Source organism: Bacillus sp. FSL K6-6038, assembly GCF_038050455.1.
Taxonomy (GTDB): Bacteria; Bacillota; Bacilli; order Bacillales; family Bacillaceae_G; genus Bacillus_A; species Bacillus_A pseudomycoides.
The window spans coordinates 4,956,862-4,976,556 of the sequence record NZ_JBBOUH010000001.1 but is presented as its reverse complement, the minus strand read 5'-3'; the positions used below and the strand labels follow the sequence as shown (position 1 = coordinate 4,976,556).

Genomic DNA, 19,695 nt, shown 5'->3' with positions numbered 1-19,695 from the left:
GGAGAGTGGAGTAGATGGTCCGGTTTTTAGAGAAATATGTTATGCCAGTAGCAGGGAGAATTGCGCAGCAGCGGCATTTACAAGCAATTCGTGATGGGATTATTTTAACGATGCCTTTCTTAATTATCGGTTCATTTTTTCTTATTATCAGCGCTTTACCAATACCTGGATATAACGGTTTTATGGAAAGTTTATTTGGAGGGAATTGGCAGAAGGCGTTAGGGTATCCAGTTAGCGCAACATTTAATATAATGTCTTTAATAGCTACTTTTGGAATCGCTTACAGACTGGGAGAACAATATAAAGTAGATGCATTAGCAGCAGGAGCATTGTCACTTGTATCCTTTTTACTAGCAACTCCATTTCAAGTGACACATATTATACCTAGTACGAAGGAAAGTGTAGTAGTAGATGGGGTTATACCTGCTGCATTGATGGGGAGTCAAGGGCTATTCGTGGCGATGATTATAGCACTTATATCTACCGAAATTTACAGGTTTATTATCCAGAAGAAGATGATTATTAAAATGCCGGAAACGGTTCCACCAGCTGTAACACGTTCATTTACTGCACTCATTCCAGGTTTTATCGTTGTGACGGTTGTTTGGATTCTGCGCTTAATTTTGGAGCAAACCACTTTTGGTAGTATTCATAATATTGTAGGGCAGCTTCTGCAAGCTCCGCTTAGTGTACTTGGAGCAAGTCTTTTTGGCGCGGTGGCAGCGGTTATTGTTGTTCATGTGCTTTGGGCATGTGGGATTCACGGGGCCGCAATTGTAGGCGGTGTTATGAGCCCGGTTTGGTTATCATTAATGGATCAAAATCGTATTGCTTTTCAGGCGGGGCAAGATGTCCCAAACACGATAACAGCACAATTCTTTGATTTGTGGATCTACACAGGTGGATCTGGTGCAACGCTTGCACTTGTTGTAGCGATGTTATTATTTGCACGGAGTCAGCAATTAAAAAGTTTGGGTCGGCTATCAATCGCACCAGGCATTTTTAATATTAATGAAATGGTCACGTTTGGAATGCCAATTGTACTGAATCCACTTTTGCTCATTCCATTTATACTTGTTCCTGTCGTTATGACATTTGTTTCTTATTTTGCAATGGAATGGGGGCTTGTTGCTCGGCCAAGCGGTGCGGCAGTACCGTGGACTACACCAATTCTTTTTAGTGGATATTTAGGGTCGGGTGGGAAAATTTCAGGAGTTGTCTTGCAAATTGTTAACTTTATACTTGCATTTTTGATTTATTTACCGTTCTTGAAAATGTGGGATAAACAAAAAGTAGCCGAAGAAAAAGGGGAGTAGGCAATTAAGATGGATATATTAGAGACGCAAGCCTTTCATTTAATTTTACATGGGGGAAATGCGAGAAGTTGTGCGATGGAAGCCATTGATTATGCAAAGCGGGGAGAATTTCAAGAAGCGGAGGCGAAATTGCAGGAGGCCTTACAAGAACTACAAGAGGCACATCGTTTACAAACGGATTTAATACAGAGGGAAGCTGGGGGGGAAAAGACAGAGATTACACTGCTCATGGTTCATGCGCAAGATCATTTAATGAATGCGATTATGGTGAAGGAATTAGCGAGTGAATTTGTAGAGTTATATAAGAAAATGTTAGCGAAAGAATGAGGCCTTGCGTATGCAAGGTTTTTTTATGTTTGAAAAAGAGTCAGTTATGACGTAAAGAATACCACTCATGTACCAATCTATTTCTTTTTTTGAAATATATGTAACAATAAGGGCGTAAGGGAGGTGGAAGGCAGTGAAAATTCACCTTGAATTAAATCCATCACAAGATGAGATAGAGATTATTGTTAAAGCAAAAGAAGTGACAGATGAAGTTCAGCAACTTTTAAAAAGGATAGAAGGGGGGAATGTGAAGCAAATTGTTGGAGTATTGAAGCAACAATATTATTTGTTAGAGCCAAAAGATATTTATTGGTTTTATACAGAGGATCGAAAGGTAATGGCTCAAACGATGAAAGGAAGTCTTGAAGTGAAATCTCGTTTGTATGAGTTAGAAACAAAATTACAGGGTGATCGCTTTGTACGATTTTCAAAGTCTACACTCGCTAACTTGCAACATGTAATAAACTTTGAAATGTCATTTAGCGGCAGTATGTGTGCACACTTTTCAAATGGAATGAAAGAATACGTTTCAAGAAAATATGTACCGCTTATTAAAGAAGCTTTGAATATGGGAGGAGGTTAGGAATATGGTTACTTTGTTTGATAGGATAGGTGCCAAGGTTATCGCAGGAATGGCGATGGCGATGCTTTATAGCTTATTGTTTTTAGGAATTGGTTATGTAAATGGAATGGATGTATTAGAGACAAAAATACTGCTTACTCACCTTGTAGCATCAAATATTGTAGGGCTGATTTTCTCGTTTGCTTCCTTTGTATTTGAGAAAGAAGAATGGGGCATTTTAAAGCAAACAATCATTCACTTCATCATTTTATTAGGCACATTTTTACCGACTGCAATTTGGGTTGGTTGGGTTCCAAATCATCTCGTTCCGCTTCTCATTTGCACAGGTAGCTTCATCGTTATTTACTTCATTATATGGTTTGCGATGACAATGTATTGGAAAAAGAAAATTGAGGGATTGAATAATAGCTTGAAATAAAGGAATCGAAATGAAGTAGGCCATTTAGTGAAAATCATATTGTTTTGGTGGAGTTCAATGATAAATCGAGAGTCGGTTTAATCACATTTAGTCTTGTATGAATCATAACAGTACCATCAGTGAATCCACTGATGGTACTGTTATGACTGAAAGTCCTCGTTTTTCATAGTTGACATATATGAGTTCTTTCCTCTTAATTTATCCTTTTGTATATTGAAAAATATAATTCCCATAAATTTTTTCTTATTACAAAGAAAATGAATGTTTTTTATAAAAATATTTTATTTTATGTTTTAAGCACAACTAGACAACTAAACACTAATCTATTTTCATACAGATATGTGTTACAAGCGTGTTGTTTTATAACACACTATCAATATTTTGGGTAACACACTTTTTGAAAGCGATAACACACAATGAAAACACAGAGAAAAACGTTAATTTTAGGCGGTTTAAAAAATTGGCACGGAAGTTGCATTAATAAAAGGCGTAAAGAAAAACAAATAAACAAAAATAGTTTACATGCATAGGGGGACTAATTAATGAATATTTTACTTTGTTGTTCAGCAGGAATGTCTACAAGTTTACTAGTTACAAAAATGGAAGCAGCTGCAAAGGCTCGCGGGTTAGAAGGAAAGATTTGGGCTGTATCTGGGGATGCAGTAAAAAACAATATTGATGAAGCAGACGTATTATTACTAGGACCACAAGTTCGTTATATGCTGTCTTCGATGAAAGCGCTTGCTGATGAGAGGAACGTTGGTATCGATGTTATTAATCCAATGCACTACGGCATGATGAATGGAGAAGCAGTTTTAGATCACGCTTTAACACTTAAAAAATAATTAGGGAGGGAAAGAAAATGCAAAAGTTTATCGCATTTATGGAAAAATATATTGTTCCAGTCGCTGGTAAAATCGGGTCACAACGTCATTTAGCTGCGATCCGTGATGGGTTTATCGCGGTTATGCCACTTATCTTAGTTGGTGCATTTGCATCACTTATTAATGGTTTTCCATCCGAGGCTTTCCAAAACTTTATGAAAGGTACATTCGGAGAAGTTTGGAAAGACGTCGGCGGTGGAATGTGGACAGGGTCTTTCGCAATTTTAGCACTAATTATAGCGTTTACAACAAGTTATAACTTAGCAAAATCTTACGGTGTTGATGGATTGTCAGCGGGTATTATTTCATTTGGTGCGTTAATTATTCTTACACCAACAACACCGAAAGAGGGCGGATTGAACTTAGCTTGGACAGGGTCACAAGGCTTATTCGTAGCAATCATTGTAGCGCTTCTTGTTACTGAAGCATTCCGCTTCTTTGTACAAAGAGAAATTACTTTCAAAATGCCAGACGGAGTACCACCAGCAGTTTTAAGATCATTTGCAGCATTAGTTCCAGCGTTTGTTATTTTAACAGTAGTTGCGGGTATTCAATTAGCAGTGAAATTAGCAGGTACAAGTGTTCATGAATTTATCTTTAATACAATTCAATTACCATTACAAGGTTTAGCAGGTACATTACCAAGTGCGATTGTAATTGTAATTCTTGTTCACGTTCTTTGGTTCTTTGGTTTACATGGTCCAAACATTGTTGGTGGGATTATCGAGCCATTATACTTACCGGCATTAGAAAAAAACATCAAGATGTTCCAAGATGGCGTGTCTTCATTTGATGTGCCAAACATTATTACAAAACCATTCTTTGATACTTTCGTATATCTTGGTGGTTCTGGTGCAACATTAGCATTCTTAGTGGTTGTATTAATTGTAGCAAGAAGTGCGCAATTGCGCGGGGTATCCCGATTATCAATTGGACCTGGTGCGTTTAACATTAACGAACCAGTAATCTTTGGTACACCAATTATTTTAAACCCAATTTTATTCGTTCCGTTTATTGTGACACCAGTTGTATTAGTAATTACTTCTTACATGGCTATATCTCTTGGATTTGTTCCAAAAACAGTTGCGATGATTCCATGGGCAACACCACCAATCATTAGTGGTTACCTTGTAACAGGCGGACACATTTCCGGTGCAATTCTACAGTTATTCAACTTTGTAATTGCGATGGTTATTTATTATCCATTCGTTGTATTATGTGACCGTTCTATTGTTAAAACTGAAAAAGCAGCGGCACAAGGAAATAATCAATCTGTACCTATGTAATACATGATTGTTCTCACGGGTGAAACGAGCTCGTGAGAACAATAACTTTATATCTTGTTCAGAAAGATGGCACACATCTAGAAGAACACCAAAACCAATTTAAGAAAATAATATTTTCATAGACACGTTTAAACTGAAGGGGTATTTTAATCGGTTGAACTATATAGAGAGGGCGGTATTTATGATGACTACAGCAGAACAAATCCCATTCCAATTAATTTTACACAGCGGTAACGCAAGAAGCTATGCGATGGAAGCACTGCAATATGCAAAACAGGGGAAATTAGGGGAAGCAGATGAAGCGATGGCAAAAGCGAAAGAAGCGATTAATGAAGCACATCATTTCCAAACAGAACTCATACAATCAGAAGCAAGAGGAGAAAAAACAGAGATTAGTGTTCTTTTAATTCATGCACAAGATCATTTAATGAATTCAATGACTGTGAAAGAATTAGCAGCGGAATTTATCGACCTTTATAAAAAGCTTGATGCGAAAGGGGAGTAAGATATGAGCGGAATTAAAATTGTTACAATCGGTGGTGGCTCTAGTTATACACCGGAGTTAATTGAAGGGTTTATTAAGCGTTATGATGAGCTTCCTGTTCGTGAGATTTGGTTAGTAGATATTGAGGCGGGAAAAGAGAAGTTAGAAATCGTTGGTAACTTAGCAAAACGTATGGTGAAAAAAGCTGGTTTACCAATTGATATTCATTTAACACTGGATCGCCGTGCAGCATTAAAAGATGCTGACTTTGTAACAACACAGCTTCGCGTTGGTTTATTAGAAGCGCGCGCGAAAGATGAAGCCATTCCATTAAAATATGACGTAATCGGTCAGGAAACGAATGGTCCGGGTGGTTTATTCAAAGCATTGAGAACGATTCCTGTTATTTTGGATATTTGTAAGGATATGGAGGAACTTTGTCCAAATGCTTGGCTCATTAACTTTGCAAATCCAGCTGGTATGGTAACAGAGGCTGTACTGCGTTATACAAGTATTCAAAAGGTAGTTGGCTTATGTAATGTTCCAATTGGTATTCGTATGGGACTTGCAAGATTACTTGAAGTAGATGCAAGCCGTGTGCATGTTGACTTTGCTGGTTTAAATCACATGGTTTATGGATTAAATGTGTATTTAGATGGAGTAAGTGTGATGGATCGCGTGTTAGAACTTGTAACAGATCCGGAAAAGCAAATTACGATGGAAAACATCGCTGCACTTGATTGGGAGCCAGATTTCATTCGCGGACTTCGTGCAATTCCATGTCCATACCATCGCTACTACTATAAAACACGTGAAATGTTAGAAGAGGAAAAACAAGCTTCTATTGAAAAAGGGACACGTGCAGAAGTGGTGAAAAAATTAGAAGATGACTTATTCGAGTTATATAAAGACCCGAATTTAGATAGTAAGCCACCGCAATTAGAAAAGCGCGGCGGGGCTTACTACAGTGATGCAGCATGTAGTTTAATTACGTCTATTTATAATAATAAAGGTGATATCCAACCTGTTAATACAAGAAACAATGGTGCAATTGCAAGCTTGCCACATGATTCTGCTGTTGAAGTAAACTGTATCATTACGAAGGATGGTCCAAAGCCGATTGCAGTAGGTGATTTACCGGTTCCTGTTCGCGGTTTAGTTCAGCAAATTAAATCATTTGAGCGCACGTCAATTGAAGCTGCTGTTACAGGGGATTATCATAAAGCGCTGCTTGCTATGACAATTAATCCACTTGTACCATCAGATAAAGTAGCAAAACAAATTTTAGATGAAATGTTGGAAGCACATAAAGAATATCTTCCGCAGTTCTTCAAAAAAGTAGAAAAGTAAAAAGCGGCGCTGACTCAGCCCGCTTTTTTCATTTTGCAGGAGGGAAAAAATCTATGATTCGATTAATTGTAAATGCAGATGATTTTGGTCTTACAGAAGGTACAAATTACGGCATTATTGAAGGACATGTAAACGGGATTGTGAATTCTACGACGATGATGATGAACATGCCAGGGACGGAGCATGCAGTACGCTTAGCAAAAGAATATAAGACATTAGGAGTAGGGGTGCATCTCGTCTTAACTGCGGGAAAATCTCTTCTTACAGATGTTCTGTCTCTTGTAGGTGAAGATGGATTGTTTCATAAGCAAAGTGTAGTAAGAGAAGGAAACATAAACCCTGAAGAAGTTGAAAGAGAGTGGACGGCTCAAATTGAAAAGTTTCTATCTTACGGATTAAAGCCAACACATTTAGATAGTCATCATCATGCACATGGTTTACCGATTTTGCACGATGTTCTTGAACGATTAGCAGATAAATATAATGTGCCAATCCGCCGCTGCGCAGAAGAGAGGGCGGTGCGTCCATTTTCTGATGTGTTTTATAGTGACTTCTATAGCGATGGCGTGCAGGAAGATTACTTTGTCAAATTAGCAGAGCGTGTACAGGATGGAAAAACAGTAGAGGTAATGGCACACCCTGCTTACATTGATCCAGAGCTTGTAAAGCGTTCTTCCTATGTAATGGACCGTGTGAAGGAACTACAGATTTTAACGGAAAGTGTTTTACCAAAAGGAATAGAGCTTGTGAAATTTTAATATAAAAAACTTTCCTTTTAGGAGGGAGAGAGGATCCGGCCATGCATAGAAGCGGTCAGATCCTTTTTTAGCCCCATGCCAAGTGAAAACAAAGAGAGAAAATGAGTACAGGTCACTTTTTGTTTTCCATGGCCGCGATTTAGACGTTTGAAAATCTATAGTAGAAAAGACGGTTTAGTAAGACCGTCTTTTTGTATGGCTAGATAATAGAAAGAATATAACCGCTTAAAGCACCAAGAACAACAACGATCCATGGAGGTGCTTTCCAAAATGCTAATAGACAAAATAAGAGAGAAGCGATAACAAAATCAGTTTTACTCATGATTGTGCTTGTCCAAATAGGGTTATAAAAAGCAGCTAGTAAAATACCGACGACGGCGGCATTAATGCCAAGGAGTGCCCCTTGTACATAAGACAAGCGTCTCACTTGATCCCAAAATGGTAATACACCAATGACAAGTAAGAATGCCGGGAGAAAGATAGCGATTGTCGCAATAGTAGCTCCTAGTGCCCCGCCTAGTACCGTTCCTATGTAAGATGCAAATGTAAAAAGAGGACCTGGAACCGCTTGTGTTAAGCCGTATCCTGCTAGAAACTGTTCTTTTGTCATCATGCTATTTAATACAAATTCATTTTCAAGAAGGGGAAGAACGACATGTCCTCCGCCAAACACGAGTGAGCCAGAGCGATAGAAACTATCAAACATGGCAATCCAGTGCGAAAATGGTCGTAATAGTGGTAACAAGAATAATAAACTAAAGAATAGTAAGAGACAAAGGGTAGCTGTTATACGTGAAACAGGAATATGTGTTTTGCTAGCAGATGGAATTTCATGCTTACGATATAAGAGCCAACCGAGAAGACCAGCAAGTAGAATAAGCGTGACTTGTGTCCAAGCGCTTGGAAATAATAACGCAATTGCAGCAGTAATAATTGCAATTGTTGCTCGGTTACGGTCCGGTGTTAATTTCTGTGCCATTCCCCATATCGCATGTGCGACAATCGCTACTGCTACAAGTTTTAATCCATGAATCCAGCCAGCTTCCACCACATGAAATTGCTGGAGTAGTGAAGCGAAAAAAACAAGAACGAGAACTGACGGGAGTGTAAAGCCAATCCAAGCGACTACAGCTCCAAGGAGCCCGCCTCGTGATAAACCGATGCCAATTCCAACTTGGCTGCTTGCAGGACCGGGTAGAAATTGACAGAGTGCCACTAAATCCCCATAGCCCCGCTCATCCATCCATTTTCGTTTTTGTACATATTCGTGATGAAAGTACCCAAGATGAGCCACGGGTCCTCCAAAAGAAGTAAGGCCTAACTTGAGTGATACGAGAAAGATTTCTATTATTGTTTTCAAGAAGAACCTCCTAAAGAAATTTTAAATCTACGTGCATTATATAGTAAGCAGTGTGCTGTCAGGAATGATTGTTATGTAATATTTTTGTAAATATTTCTTGAGTAGAATAACCATCATGAAAAAGCATTTCTGAAAGAGTCATAATTAATCGTGTCCCGGCAATAAATTAGTTAAAGAGATACCAGCTATTCAAATTGAAATTTATATAAGGAGAATGTTGCTAGTATGACAAAACATTTTGTTGCTAAGCTGAAAGGCGGTAATGAATTACCTCCTGTAAAATCGAAAGCCTATGGGGTCGCGGAGCTTATTTTTAATAGCGACTTTACGAAACTACATTATAGGGTGATATTGAAAAATATTGAGAAGGTAACATCTTGTCAAATTCATTTAGGGAAAGGGAATCAGACCGGGCCAGTAGTTGTGTTTTTATATGGACCTGTGAAGCATGGAATTAGCGTAAATGAAGGAACGATAACGGGTGTGGTGTCCACTGAAGATTTAGAGGGACCTTTGCAAGGGAAGACGTTTGAAAATCTTGTGCAGGCAATTGATGAAGCGAATGCATATGTAAATGTTCATACAAAAGCACATGCAAGCGGAGAAATTCGTGGGAAGGTAAAAGAATATATCAGGTCCATGAGCCGGTAAATAAACATGCCCATGAATTTTGAAGTTCATGGGCATGTTTACGTTACTCTTTTTTTTCTGGTTGATTCTTTATGAAGAAGTCCATTACATAAAAAACTTCATCATCTGGAATTTGTATTTCAAATGTATTTTCAATTGGTTGCAATGCTTTTTTTACTTTCATATACATCCAATATTCATCTTGTCTACGTGCTTCTTTGTCAGGATAAGGAAGGAGCTTTTCTCCCTTTTGTAGCCGGTCAATCATACAGCTCATATGCAAAATAACTCCCATTAAACTATCGGGGTTTAACTGTAAGGAGATGAACTCTTGAATTGTATTGAGCGCGTACCGTATTGTTTTAATCATCAGTGCCCCATCATCGCGCTGCATTTGTTGCCCGAGAATATCAGCCATTTTTGCATATGTTTCTTCATAGGTAATTAATTCTTGAATCGGTTGAATGGCTTTGTAGTTTACAATATCTTGGAAATGATAAGTTAAACATGGTACTTGTACATCAAAGTTTGTCACAATACAAATCATATTGCGTTCTTTCTTTATATTTTCGATCATTTTTGTTAAATCTTTTTCATGAACGATACTAATCGGAATAATTTCTATTAAATCTTTATCGAATCGTAAATAGTTTTCAAGCATTTTTTGAATGGCCAGTGCGCTTCCTTCTCCTGTTAAACAAGCTGTTAAAATGACTGATTTCATTGGAGCGAGTGGCTTTTTCTTTTCTTCTTGTACATTAAGGTAAAACGGTGTTAAGTTTTTCACGGTTTCGTATAATGCATCTAATGAGTACCCGAGCTGAGCTTTTCTTGCTGCTTCTAATGCGTGCGGCGTACTTGTCATCGAAAGAACGCGTACAGGGATATGAAATTCTGTCTCTAGTATATCCCCGATATAGGCGAGTGAACCCATATCGACAAGTAAGAGAAGACCATTTATATGTCTCAGTGTTTTCATGTACACTTTTACTCGTTCTAAGAAATCTTTCGGTGATTCATGAAGCGGCATATCAATTCCTGTTACTTCATCAATACCGAGGAGTTCATTCGCGACATTTGCCATTTCTGTTGCGATACCATTGCCGTGGGCTAAAATTAATACTTTTACTTCTGTTTGGGAAGCAGGAATGGGATCAACAACGAAAAACATCGTTAAGAATCCAGCTTCATCAATTGGCATCGTTACTTGTAATTCTTCTTCTAATAGTTGAATACATTGCATGGCAACTGAGAAAGCTTCTTTATATTTCGTACGAATTTGATTCAGCTGCGGATGATGAATTTGTTTCCCGCCCTGCAGTCGTTGTAAAGTTGTCTGTACATGTAAATTTAAAGCAAGAAAGACTTTTTCATCAAATGTCTTAGCTAAATGTTTTTCGGCTAGTTCAGCGATTTTTTCGCATACAGAAACAATATTGCGGTCGACAATTTTAAAGACATTTTCATGACTTGTCTTTTGTGACATTTGATTAAAATACTGAACGAAAAAGCTTTGGAGATCATTGTCTATTAGTAATTCTAATTCTTCTTCTTCAATACCGCGTGCTTGTAATTCTTCATATTTATGATCAATGTAATCATAAATGGAAGAACGTGAATCTTCTGTTTTATGTTTGCTCCATCCTTCGTCACTCGTAAATACAAATGTTTCGTTTGGCACTTGATACAGATGACGGCTTTTTCTTTCAATAAACAAGCCTTCCTTCATGTACCATGGCAAGTCAGCACTTGAAACGCGGACATGATCTCTTTTCTTTGTTACGAAATCAGAATAGGCTTTCGCACAGGCAATTTGTACATCGGTTTTTAATTGTCCGATATTGTTTGGACATTGATAAAAGACGAAAGCACGCATTGCGTTCGGACTGACATGAATTTTTTTTCGCAGACGAATTGCTTCATTTGTAAAAAAGAGCTGCAAGAGGGCGAAGCGTTCCTGATGCGTTCGCTCACGAAGTGGTGGAAGCGTTACGGTCATCGGAATCCGTCTTGTAAAGGTTTTGAGTAAAAAAGAGTTTGGTTCTTCTGTTGTTGCAGTAATAATTAATACGCGTGCTCGGCGCTCGTTCTCTGTTTCTCCAAGGCGACGATACACACCGCGGTCAATAAATGTGAATAACATTTCTTGACCTTCTGGCGGGAGGCGGTGCACCTCATCCAGGAAGAGAATTCCTTCGTGGGCTTTTTCGATTAACCCTTTTTGGTCACTTGCACCAGTGTAAGCCCCCTTTTTTATCCCGAAAAGTTGTCCAAGCAGGAGCTGTGGATTATTTGCGTAATCCGCACAGTTAAAAACGATAAACGGTGCATCTTTTGGGAGCTGATTTACTTCAATTGCATACTCGTGCATTAAAGAGGCAAACATAGATTTCCCGACACCCGTTTCTCCAAGTAGTAATGTATGCATACCATTTGGAGGATAGAGTACAGCAGCCTTTGCTTTTTCAATCGCAATTTTGAGGCTTGTGTTTTTTCTTGCAAAGGCATCGAGTGAAGTATTATTTTGTGAATGCGTTTCCACGTGGGAGTTGGCTCCTAAATAGAAACGGACAGGGCGTGTTCCCGTTTTGGATAAACGACCATCTTTCACAAGTTTATTTAAATCGCTGCTTACATTTGCACGGTCTAGCTGTAGAAGTGTAGCGAGTTCAGATGCTGTTACACCTTCTGAGTAATTCCCTTTTTGCATTGCATTATAAATGAGGTCCATTCGTTTCATTTTTCTTCACCTCGAAACTTCGTCACTATTTAAAATTTTACACAAAAATGGGAAGTGTGGGAAGAGAAAAAGAATAAACAGCTCTAGTATATACTAAAGCTGTTACAATCTTTCGTCCTTCCAGAAATTCACTTCTGAATGAGAGGAAGGATTATAGGGAAGAAGTGTGTATCCTTTCGCCTTAAGGTAGTCAATTACCTTTGGAAGAATTTTTACTGTAACGCTAGAATCATGCATTAAAATAACTTCAACTTGTTCGTCGCTTTGGTTCATAACACGCTCTAATATAGCAGAAGGATTATGATAACTTTTCCAGTCATATGTATCGATTGTCCAATCCCACATTTTGTACTGAGCGGAAACAAGTGCATCACGATAATTCTTTTTTAAATAAGGCATACTACCATATGGGACGCGAACAAGGTGTGTATCTAAATTTGCTATATGGCGGACAATAGAGCGGGCCTGCTCCATTTCGGTAATTAAAACGGATGGATCACCAGTATATAAACGCTTTACGTCATGAGACATGCTGTGAAGACCGATATAATGACCTTCTTGTATGAAACGTTTCATTGTTTGTGGATAATGTGAAGCCTTGCCACCAATTACAAAGAAGGTTGCCTTTCCCTGCTTTTGCTTTAAGATGTTTAAAATTTGTGATGTGTATTTGTTTGGCCCATCATCAAATGTTAAGTATGCAATTTTAGGCGGAAGGGCCGCGTTCTGAATCGTAGATTGATGTGTAAGTGGGGAGTTAGCGGCTGCTTCAGTATAAGATACCGAACATGTAGTAATACTTAAAAATATAATAATACATTGAAACATTTGCTTCATCAAAATACTCACCCTCAGTCTAACAGTCATGGAGAAGGAGTTAAGATTGTAGTCTCATTATCCTCTTTACATGTATATCTTTCTCCAATAGAAGAACTCTCAAACAAACTATATTTTGGAAATAAAAAATAGCACTCTTTCTTAAGAAGAAAGAGTGCTATTTGAATATTTTACACTAATAAAGGCTATACTACAGTTATTATTCGCGTTTTTTTACTTTTTTATAGAAGGAAATAATTGGTTTGTAACGTTCGTGCACAAGACCAATTACTTCTGCTACGATTTCAGTAAAGAAGATTAAAGCGAACAGAAGGATAATGGATAACCACAATGTTGCGCTAGTGAAAATAATTGCATTTACGCTAAAGAAAATACCAAATGCGTAAATGATAAGTACCGTCGTACGATGAGAAAAGCCCATTGCCAATAGACGATGATGTAAATGCGATTTATCTGGTGCAGAAATTGGTTTTTTATTCACAATTCGTCTGATAATTGCAAATGTGGTATCGAAGATAGGTACACCTAAAATAATAATAGGAACAAGGAAACTGAATAACGTTACACTTTTGTATAATCCCAGTAACGATATAACAGAAATACAATATCCTAAAAATAATGCACCTGTGTCTCCCATGAAAATTTTTGCTGGATGGAAGTTATAGAATAAAAATCCAAGTGTACTTGCAAGTGCAATGAGTGCTAGTGGCAGAATAATAACAGCACCAGTACCCATAGGGCTAGTAAAGGCCATATATGCTAATGTTGCAAGAACGATAGATGAAATCCCAGCGGATAATCCATCTAATCCATCAATTAAGTTAATGGCATTTGTAATACCTACAATCCAAAATACTGTAATTGGATATGCAAGGATACCAAGTTCAGTATCTCCTAAGATTGGAATATACAACACCTGTACTAATAATCCACTTTTTACAATAAGTACGGCAACTAACAGTTGTCCACCGAACTTTACCTTTGCTGATAATTCGTACATATCATCTAAAATACCGATGATGATAATGATAACAGCACCTATAGTAATCGACATCATTCTTTGTTCATATAATCCACTAACAAAGAACCCAACGGCTACACCAATGAAAATTGCCAGTCCACCTAGACGAGGCATAATTTTTTGGTGTACTTTACGTGCGTTTGGCTTATCAGTTGCTCCAATCTTAAATGCTAATTTGATAACGAAAGGAGTAACAACTAATACGGTAATGAAAGATGCCAAAACAGCATAAATCACTTGTGAGTCCATTAATACCCCACCTTTTATATTTTAACGTAATTTTTGAACAAGTTATCTGAAAATTATGATGATTGTTTGCAGGCTCATAACATATGGTATCACAAAAAGATTAGAATTCAATCTTTTTTTCTATTCACTGTAATTGGAAATAGATAAAATATATGACAAGTTTATAATAAATACGATGTCGCACAAGAAGGTTATAATATATCTTATCATTAACTTGTATGGCATAGTTTTTAAATTGTGGTACAGATTTATGACATTTACATATAAGTCTGTTCCTAGTAGGGATGGTAGGATGTGACCGATTCTCTTTACTATAAGTGTTGCACGTTAAAATACGTACGTTTCGCGTTAAAATATGGAAATATGAAATGAGCCAGTAATAAAGCGGTTTGTAAAGAAAAATGTCCAATTGGAGGGCGTTATTTTACAAAATCTTAAAAAAGGAAAGGGCAGGTGTCTCATATAATAGGGAGTGAGGGCTTGCATGCTATCTCATTTTTATATATTTAAAAGCAACAACTTCATGTCTTAGTATGGGAAAAAGAGTGCCTTAAAGACATCGACATATATTCAGTTTTAGTATGAAAGGGGGAAGCCCAGAATATCTAAACTATAATCTTAGGTATTCTGGGCGGAACATCTAATGAAAATTACGGTGATAGGTACTGGATATGTAGGATTAATTACTGGAGTAGGATTAGCCACATTAGGTCATTCGGTTACTTGTTTTGATATAAATCAAGGGAAAATAGCGAGAATGAAGCAAGGGGAAATGCCAATTTATGAACCTGGTCTGGGGCAATTAGTAGATGCAGCAGTCCAAGAAAAACGATTAGCATTTACATCAAGTCAAACAGAGGCATTTAAACATTCAGATTTCATATTTGTAGCAGTAGGAACACCATCTTTACCGGATGGAACGGCAGATTTAACATATATTCGTAATAGTTGTTATGAAATTGGTATGTGTGCCAATTCAGATATAATTGTGGTTACAAAAAGTACGGTTCCTGTAGGTACGAACGATCAAATGAAAGAATGGATTCAGGAGAAGCTACAAGGGCGGCATATGATACATATGGTATCGAATCCGGAATTTTTACGTGAAGGTTCTGGTATACATGACTTTTTTCATGGTGATCGCATCGTCATAGGAGCGGAGACAGAAGAAATCGCGCAGAAGGTAGAGAGGCTATACAGTAAGCTGTTAATTGAAACGTTTGTTACAGATATCCGCAGTGCGGAGATGATTAAATATGCTTCAAATGCTTTTTTGGCTACGAAAATTAGCTTCATAAATGAAATTTCTAATATATGTGAGAAAGTGGGCGCAGATGTGTTAGAAGTAGCAGGTGGCATGGGAATAGATCGGCGAATCGGTCCCCATTTTTTACAGGCAGGTATCGGTTATGGGGGTTCATGTTTCCCAAAAGATACAAATGCTCTCGTTCAAATTGCAGGTAATGTTGCGCATGATTTTAGATTGTTAAAAGCAGTAATTGAAGTGAATAACAAACAACAGATGTTGCTTGTTCGGAAAGCTAGAAGCGTAATGGATATGAGGGGAAAGCAGGTTGCGGTGTTAGGAGCAGCCTTTAAGCCGAATACAGATGATATTAGGGAAGCACCGTCTCTTCTTATTATAAAAGAGTTATTAGAGATGGGAGCAAATGTAATTGTATACGACCCGCAAGCTATTTTGCATGTGCAGCAGTTGTTTGGAGAAGAAATAAAATATACAACTGATTTAGATGAGGCAATCACAGAAGTGGACGCGGCGTTTATTGTAACCGATTGGGAATGCATACGAATGTATCCATTAGAAAGGTATGTGCAACTTATGGGTGAACCTATTTTATTTGATGGGAGAAATTGTTATACTGGGAAAGATGTTGAGAAACATAGAATGGATTACTATTCCGTTGGCAGAAAGAGCATTCGTAATAGGAAAGTTTCTACCGTCTGTTAAGAACGCTTTTTTTGTCCTTTTATCTTCTCAATATATAATGGTGAGTGTAACAGTACTATATAAATCCATGTTGATTAGCTGGCATATAAGTTGCGGTTATGAAAACAAAAGGCGATCTCCACTCGTTTTCTCCGTTTGTTTTCACATGGTATGGAGGCTAAAGGGTCTGACCGCTTCTATGCGTAGCTGGACGCTCTCTTCCACCTAAAAGAGAAGATTTTATGTTAGTTTTTCAATTTGTATTTATATAAATCCATGTTGATTAGCTGGTATATAAGTTGCGGCTATGAAAATAAAAGGAGATTTCCACTCGTTTTCTCCGTTTGTTTTCACATGGCATGGGAGCTAAAGGGTCTGACCGCTTCTATGCATAGCCGGACGCTCTTTCCCACTCAAAAGGGGAGGTTTTATGTTAGTTTTTCATATATCGTAACTAGTGAAAGAAAAGAGGCATTGAAATGACTGAACGTTTAAAAGTAATGACGATTTTTGGAACACGTCCAGAAGCGATTAAAATGGCACCTCTTGTGTTAGAGTTGCAAAAACATCCTGAGAAAATTGAATCAATTGTAGCAGTGACAGCACAGCATCGCCAAATGTTAGATCAAGTATTGAATATCTTTGGTATTACGCCGGATTTTGATTTGAATATCATGAAAGACCGTCAAACATTAATTGATATTACAACACGTGGTTTAGAGGGCTTAGATAAAGTAATGAAGGAAGCAAAGCCACATATCGTTCTTGTACATGGTGATACAACAACTACTTTTATTGCGAGCCTTGCTGCTTTCTATAATCAAATTCCGATTGGCCATGTTGAAGCTGGACTTCGTACATGGGATAAATATTCTCCATACCCGGAAGAAATGAACCGTCAATTAACAGGTGTAATGGCAGATCTTCATTTCTCGCCTACTGCAAAATCAGCAATGAACTTGCAACAAGAAAATAAAAATGAAGCACGTATTTTCGTAACAGGAAATACAGCGATTGATGCACTAAAAACAACAGTGAAAGAAGAATATAGTCATCCAGTACTAGAGAAGCTTGGAAATGACCGACTTGTACTTATGACAGCACATCGTCGTGAAAATTTAGGTGAACCAATGCGCAATATGTTCCGTGCAATTAAACGCCTTGTTGAAAAGTACGAAGATGTACAAGTTGTGTATCCAGTTCATATGAATCCTGTTGTTCGTGAAACAGCTAACGATATTTTAGGAGATCATAATCGTATTCACTTAATTGAACCACTAGATGTAATTGATTTCCATAACGTTGCAGCGCGTTCATACTTAATGTTAACAGATTCTGGTGGTGTGCAGGAGGAAGCACCTTCTCTTGGCGTACCGGTTCTTGTTCTACGTGATACGACAGAACGTCCGGAAGGTATTGAAGCAGGTACATTAAAATTAGCAGGTACAGACGAAGAAACAATCTTTACACTTGCAGACGAATTATTATCTAATAAAGAAGCACATGACAAAATGGCGCAAGCATCTAATCCTTATGGTGATGGCCTTGCTTCAGAGCGTATTGTAGAAGCAATTTTACAATATTTTAATAAAAAATAAGTAGAAAAAAGAGCCGCTCCTCATATCTGTTGATATAAGAAGTGGCTCCTTTCTTTTAAGTAGTAATCTCTACTGATGATTTCGCATTAACCATTCCGCGTTAGCGTTCGTAGACGGAGATTCCTGTTCTTTTTTCTTAGTAGATGAATTTGTTGAATTCGTATCAGAATTAGAACTTGTATTGGTTGTAGAATTCGTGTCTGTTTTATCTTGTCCTAAGTTTTTCAAAATTTCATTACGAACATTTTGAACGCTCATTTCATCTGGAATAAAGTAATAGATATCATTTAGTTTTTTATCTTCACCTTCTAATTTAATCGTTTTTATGTTAGAAGGATCGAATCCAGATAACTTATTATATAAGGCAAGTCCATCGGATACAGGTATATCAGTTTTTACATATTTTCCAACAACCTCCGCTAAATCTTTAATCTTAAAGACTGTAGAAGCGGAATTTAGTTTATGGACAACCGCGGCAAGTACTTGTCGTTGTCTTGCAGCTCGGCCATAATCTCCATTTGGATCTTGCTTTCGCATACGGACATAAGCGAGTGCTTCTTCGCCATTTAATTCTTGCTGTCCTTGTTTAAATTGAATCAGCTTGTAGTAATCTATATCAGATCGTTCCTCGAAATTAAATGGAACATCGACTGTAATGCCACCAACGGCATCGACAATTCCTTTAAAGCCTTTGAAATCAATTTTTACGTAGTGGTCAACAGGCACACGTAAAAAATTCTCGACTGTGTCTAATGCCATTTTTTCTCCGCCGTAAGCATGCGCCGCGTTAATTTTATCTTTTTTATTTTTTCCAGCAATCGTAACACGTGAGTCACGCGGGATACTCATGAGTGAAACATTTTTTGTTTTTGGGTTAATTGTTGCGAACATAAGAGAATCTGTTCGTCCATTTTGTCCATCCGTTGCATAATCTTCAATTCCCATAATAAGGACGCTGAAAGGTTCTTTTGTAATTTCTACATCTACCGCACGTAATTTTGATTTATCACGAGTAAAGCCACTATACATCTCCATGAGTGAAGAGTAAGAGTTAAACATGTAAAGCCCTACACTACCAATTAAGGACATAAAAATGAGGTAGATAAACAATCTACGTCTGCGCTTTTTTTTCACTCTTCTTTTCTGGAGATGATGATAACGCTCTTCCATACATAAACTCCTTTTAATATATATATGTTATTGTTGCACAATGTCTTGTTCTAAATACAGCATGTCATCTTCTTGTATTGTACATTTCCCATTTGTTAGTTCAATCATCCACTCTGTGAAAGTTTGTTTTTGATCTTCTTCCACATAAGTGTCAAATGTCACATTTTCTAGGTAATGAATCTCTTTAATAGCATATTTTGAGTGGCGTAATTCATTTTCAATTTTTCCAAGTAGTGTGTAATCAATTTCTGTCTTCGTAACTCGCATTAATTTTCGTTCGACAACACCTACATAGTTAATTCCTTCACTTGTACATTTTCCATATGCACGAATTAAACCACCGGCACCAAGTTTAATGCCGCCAAAATATCGTGTGACAACAACAACGGTATCTTTCAATCCACGTTTTTTTAATACTTCTAGCATAGGTACACCAGCTGTACCGCTTGGTTCACCGTCATCATTTGCCTTTTGAATTTGATCTTGCTCCCCGATTAAATAGGCTGAGCAGTTGTGTGTTGCGTTCCAATGCTGCTTTTTTATCTTTTGAATAAACTCTTGTGCTTCTTCTTCTGTTTTCGCTCGACTTATATAGCAAATAAACCGTGACTTTTGAATGACAATTTCGTGCTCACCGTAGCCTTTGATTGTTAAATATTGTAATAACAATGATATACGCCCCTACCTTTCAATATTACTAGTACTTTTTATTGTAAAAGGGGGAGTTTTCAGATTC

At 37.6% G+C, this 19,695-nt stretch carries 18 protein-coding genes; 12 read left to right on the top strand and 6 right to left on the bottom strand.

The genetic code is table 11. The features are described from left to right. Window positions 1–14: 14 nt before the first annotated feature. The 9 genes from celB (NSQ40_RS26295) to chbG all read left to right on the top strand — a co-directional run bounded on the left by celB (NSQ40_RS26295) (window position 15) and on the right by chbG (window position 7,406). Window positions 15–1,316 (top strand): PTS cellobiose transporter subunit IIC, encoded by a 1,302-nt coding sequence (gene celB / locus NSQ40_RS26295; RefSeq protein ID WP_003202013.1) that lies wholly within the window; start codon window positions 15–17, stop codon window positions 1,314–1,316. A 9-nt stretch (window positions 1,317–1,325) separates the two neighbouring features. Further along, window positions 1,326–1,643: a PTS lactose/cellobiose transporter subunit IIA gene (locus tag NSQ40_RS26290; RefSeq protein ID WP_003202017.1), complete on the top strand. Its 318-nt coding sequence runs from the start codon at window positions 1,326–1,328 to the stop codon at window positions 1,641–1,643. Window positions 1,644–1,776: 133 nt separating this feature from the next. Next, window positions 1,777–2,226 carry a LytTR family DNA-binding domain-containing protein gene (locus NSQ40_RS26285; RefSeq protein ID WP_033797441.1) on the top strand — a complete coding sequence of 150 codons (450 nt, stop codon included), beginning with the start codon at window positions 1,777–1,779 and terminating at the stop codon, window positions 2,224–2,226. A 4-nt stretch (window positions 2,227–2,230) separates the two neighbouring features. Continuing rightward, window positions 2,231–2,644 carry a DUF3021 domain-containing protein gene (locus NSQ40_RS26280; RefSeq protein ID WP_033797440.1) on the top strand — a complete coding sequence of 138 codons (414 nt, stop codon included), beginning with the start codon at window positions 2,231–2,233 and terminating at the stop codon, window positions 2,642–2,644. A gap of 542 nt (window positions 2,645–3,186) precedes the next feature. Continuing rightward, window positions 3,187–3,489 carry a PTS sugar transporter subunit IIB gene (locus NSQ40_RS26275; protein WP_003202024.1) on the top strand — a complete coding sequence of 101 codons (303 nt, stop codon included), beginning with the start codon at window positions 3,187–3,189 and terminating at the stop codon, window positions 3,487–3,489. A gap of 17 nt (window positions 3,490–3,506) precedes the next feature. Next, complete coding sequence (gene celB, locus NSQ40_RS26270) at window positions 3,507–4,814, top strand: PTS cellobiose transporter subunit IIC (protein WP_003202026.1); 1,308 nt, start codon at window positions 3,507–3,509, stop codon at window positions 4,812–4,814. A gap of 181 nt (window positions 4,815–4,995) precedes the next feature. Further along, complete coding sequence (locus NSQ40_RS26265; RefSeq protein WP_003202028.1) at window positions 4,996–5,319, top strand: PTS lactose/cellobiose transporter subunit IIA; 324 nt, start codon at window positions 4,996–4,998, stop codon at window positions 5,317–5,319. A gap of 3 nt (window positions 5,320–5,322) precedes the next feature. Continuing rightward, complete coding sequence (gene celF / locus NSQ40_RS26260) at window positions 5,323–6,648, top strand: 6-phospho-beta-glucosidase (RefSeq protein ID WP_033797439.1); 1,326 nt, start codon at window positions 5,323–5,325, stop codon at window positions 6,646–6,648. Window positions 6,649–6,701: 53 nt separating this feature from the next. Then, window positions 6,702–7,406: a chitin disaccharide deacetylase gene (gene chbG, locus NSQ40_RS26255; protein ID WP_258248362.1), complete on the top strand. Its 705-nt coding sequence runs from the start codon at window positions 6,702–6,704 to the stop codon at window positions 7,404–7,406. Window positions 7,407–7,605: 199 nt separating this feature from the next. Here the strand turns inward: chbG and NSQ40_RS26250 are convergent, their stop codons facing one another. Beyond that, window positions 7,606–8,766, bottom strand: a complete 1,161-nt coding sequence (locus NSQ40_RS26250; protein WP_033796541.1) for a chromate transporter — start codon at window positions 8,764–8,766, stop codon at window positions 7,606–7,608. 225 nt (window positions 8,767–8,991) lie between these two features. Here NSQ40_RS26250 and NSQ40_RS26245 point away from each other — a divergent pair, with 225 nt between their 5' ends. Then, window positions 8,992–9,417: a CHRD domain-containing protein gene (locus NSQ40_RS26245; RefSeq protein WP_003202035.1), complete on the top strand. Its 426-nt coding sequence runs from the start codon at window positions 8,992–8,994 to the stop codon at window positions 9,415–9,417. 43 nt (window positions 9,418–9,460) lie between these two features. On the opposite strand, the gene NSQ40_RS26240 is transcribed toward NSQ40_RS26245, so the two are convergent. From NSQ40_RS26240 to NSQ40_RS26230, 3 genes are all read right to left on the bottom strand, one after another. After that, window positions 9,461–12,136 (bottom strand): sigma 54-interacting transcriptional regulator, encoded by a 2,676-nt coding sequence (locus tag NSQ40_RS26240; protein ID WP_003209045.1) that lies wholly within the window; start codon window positions 12,134–12,136, stop codon window positions 9,461–9,463. A 102-nt stretch (window positions 12,137–12,238) separates the two neighbouring features. Then, window positions 12,239–12,973: a polysaccharide deacetylase family protein gene (locus NSQ40_RS26235; RefSeq protein ID WP_003202039.1), complete on the bottom strand. Its 735-nt coding sequence runs from the start codon at window positions 12,971–12,973 to the stop codon at window positions 12,239–12,241. Between the two features lie 199 nt (window positions 12,974–13,172). Then, window positions 13,173–14,243: a glycosyltransferase family 4 protein gene (locus tag NSQ40_RS26230; RefSeq protein WP_003202041.1), complete on the bottom strand. Its 1,071-nt coding sequence runs from the start codon at window positions 14,241–14,243 to the stop codon at window positions 13,173–13,175. Between the two features lie 643 nt (window positions 14,244–14,886). Here NSQ40_RS26230 and NSQ40_RS26225 point away from each other — a divergent pair. Both NSQ40_RS26225 and wecB read left to right on the top strand, forming a co-directional pair. Then, complete coding sequence (locus NSQ40_RS26225; RefSeq protein WP_003202043.1) at window positions 14,887–16,212, top strand: UDP-glucose dehydrogenase family protein; 1,326 nt, start codon at window positions 14,887–14,889, stop codon at window positions 16,210–16,212. A gap of 458 nt (window positions 16,213–16,670) precedes the next feature. After that, window positions 16,671–17,789 carry a non-hydrolyzing UDP-N-acetylglucosamine 2-epimerase gene (gene wecB, locus NSQ40_RS26220; protein ID WP_003202045.1) on the top strand — a complete coding sequence of 373 codons (1,119 nt, stop codon included), beginning with the start codon at window positions 16,671–16,673 and terminating at the stop codon, window positions 17,787–17,789. Between the two features lie 69 nt (window positions 17,790–17,858). On the opposite strand, the gene NSQ40_RS26215 is transcribed toward wecB, so the two are convergent. Further along, window positions 17,859–18,959: an LCP family protein gene (locus NSQ40_RS26215; protein ID WP_006096566.1), complete on the bottom strand. Its 1,101-nt coding sequence runs from the start codon at window positions 18,957–18,959 to the stop codon at window positions 17,859–17,861. A 27-nt stretch (window positions 18,960–18,986) separates the two neighbouring features. Then, the gene (locus tag NSQ40_RS26210) at window positions 18,987–19,628 is read right to left on the bottom strand and encodes a YigZ family protein (protein WP_003202049.1); all 642 of its coding nucleotides are present in this window, start codon (window positions 19,626–19,628) and stop codon (window positions 18,987–18,989) included. Window positions 19,629–19,695: the final 67 nt, after the last annotated feature.

Excerpts from the sequence above, each read along its gene's own strand:
- celB (WP_003202013.1), top strand. The coding sequence starts at position 15 with ATGGTCCGGTTTTTAGAGAAATATGTTATGCCAGTAGCAGGGAGAATT.
- NSQ40_RS26290 (WP_003202017.1), top strand. The coding sequence starts at position 1,326 with ATGGATATATTAGAGACGCAAGCCTTTCATTTAATTTTACATGGGGGA.
- NSQ40_RS26280 (WP_033797440.1), top strand. The coding sequence starts at position 2,231 with ATGGTTACTTTGTTTGATAGGATAGGTGCCAAGGTTATCGCAGGAATG.
- NSQ40_RS26275 (WP_003202024.1), top strand. The coding sequence starts at position 3,187 with ATGAATATTTTACTTTGTTGTTCAGCAGGAATGTCTACAAGTTTACTA.
- celB (WP_003202026.1), top strand. The coding sequence starts at position 3,507 with ATGCAAAAGTTTATCGCATTTATGGAAAAATATATTGTTCCAGTCGCT.
- NSQ40_RS26265 (WP_003202028.1), top strand. The coding sequence starts at position 4,996 with ATGATGACTACAGCAGAACAAATCCCATTCCAATTAATTTTACACAGC.
- celF (WP_033797439.1), top strand. The coding sequence starts at position 5,323 with ATGAGCGGAATTAAAATTGTTACAATCGGTGGTGGCTCTAGTTATACA.
- chbG (WP_258248362.1), top strand. The coding sequence starts at position 6,702 with ATGATTCGATTAATTGTAAATGCAGATGATTTTGGTCTTACAGAAGGT.
- NSQ40_RS26245 (WP_003202035.1), top strand. The coding sequence starts at position 8,992 with ATGACAAAACATTTTGTTGCTAAGCTGAAAGGCGGTAATGAATTACCT.
- NSQ40_RS26240 (WP_003209045.1), bottom strand. The coding sequence starts at position 12,136 with ATGAAACGAATGGACCTCATTTATAATGCAATGCAAAAAGGGAATTAC.
- NSQ40_RS26235 (WP_003202039.1), bottom strand. The coding sequence starts at position 12,973 with ATGAAGCAAATGTTTCAATGTATTATTATATTTTTAAGTATTACTACA.
- NSQ40_RS26230 (WP_003202041.1), bottom strand. The coding sequence starts at position 14,243 with ATGGACTCACAAGTGATTTATGCTGTTTTGGCATCTTTCATTACCGTA.
- NSQ40_RS26225 (WP_003202043.1), top strand. The coding sequence starts at position 14,887 with ATGAAAATTACGGTGATAGGTACTGGATATGTAGGATTAATTACTGGA.
- wecB (WP_003202045.1), top strand. The coding sequence starts at position 16,671 with ATGACTGAACGTTTAAAAGTAATGACGATTTTTGGAACACGTCCAGAA.
- NSQ40_RS26215 (WP_006096566.1), bottom strand. The coding sequence starts at position 18,959 with ATGGAAGAGCGTTATCATCATCTCCAGAAAAGAAGAGTGAAAAAAAAG.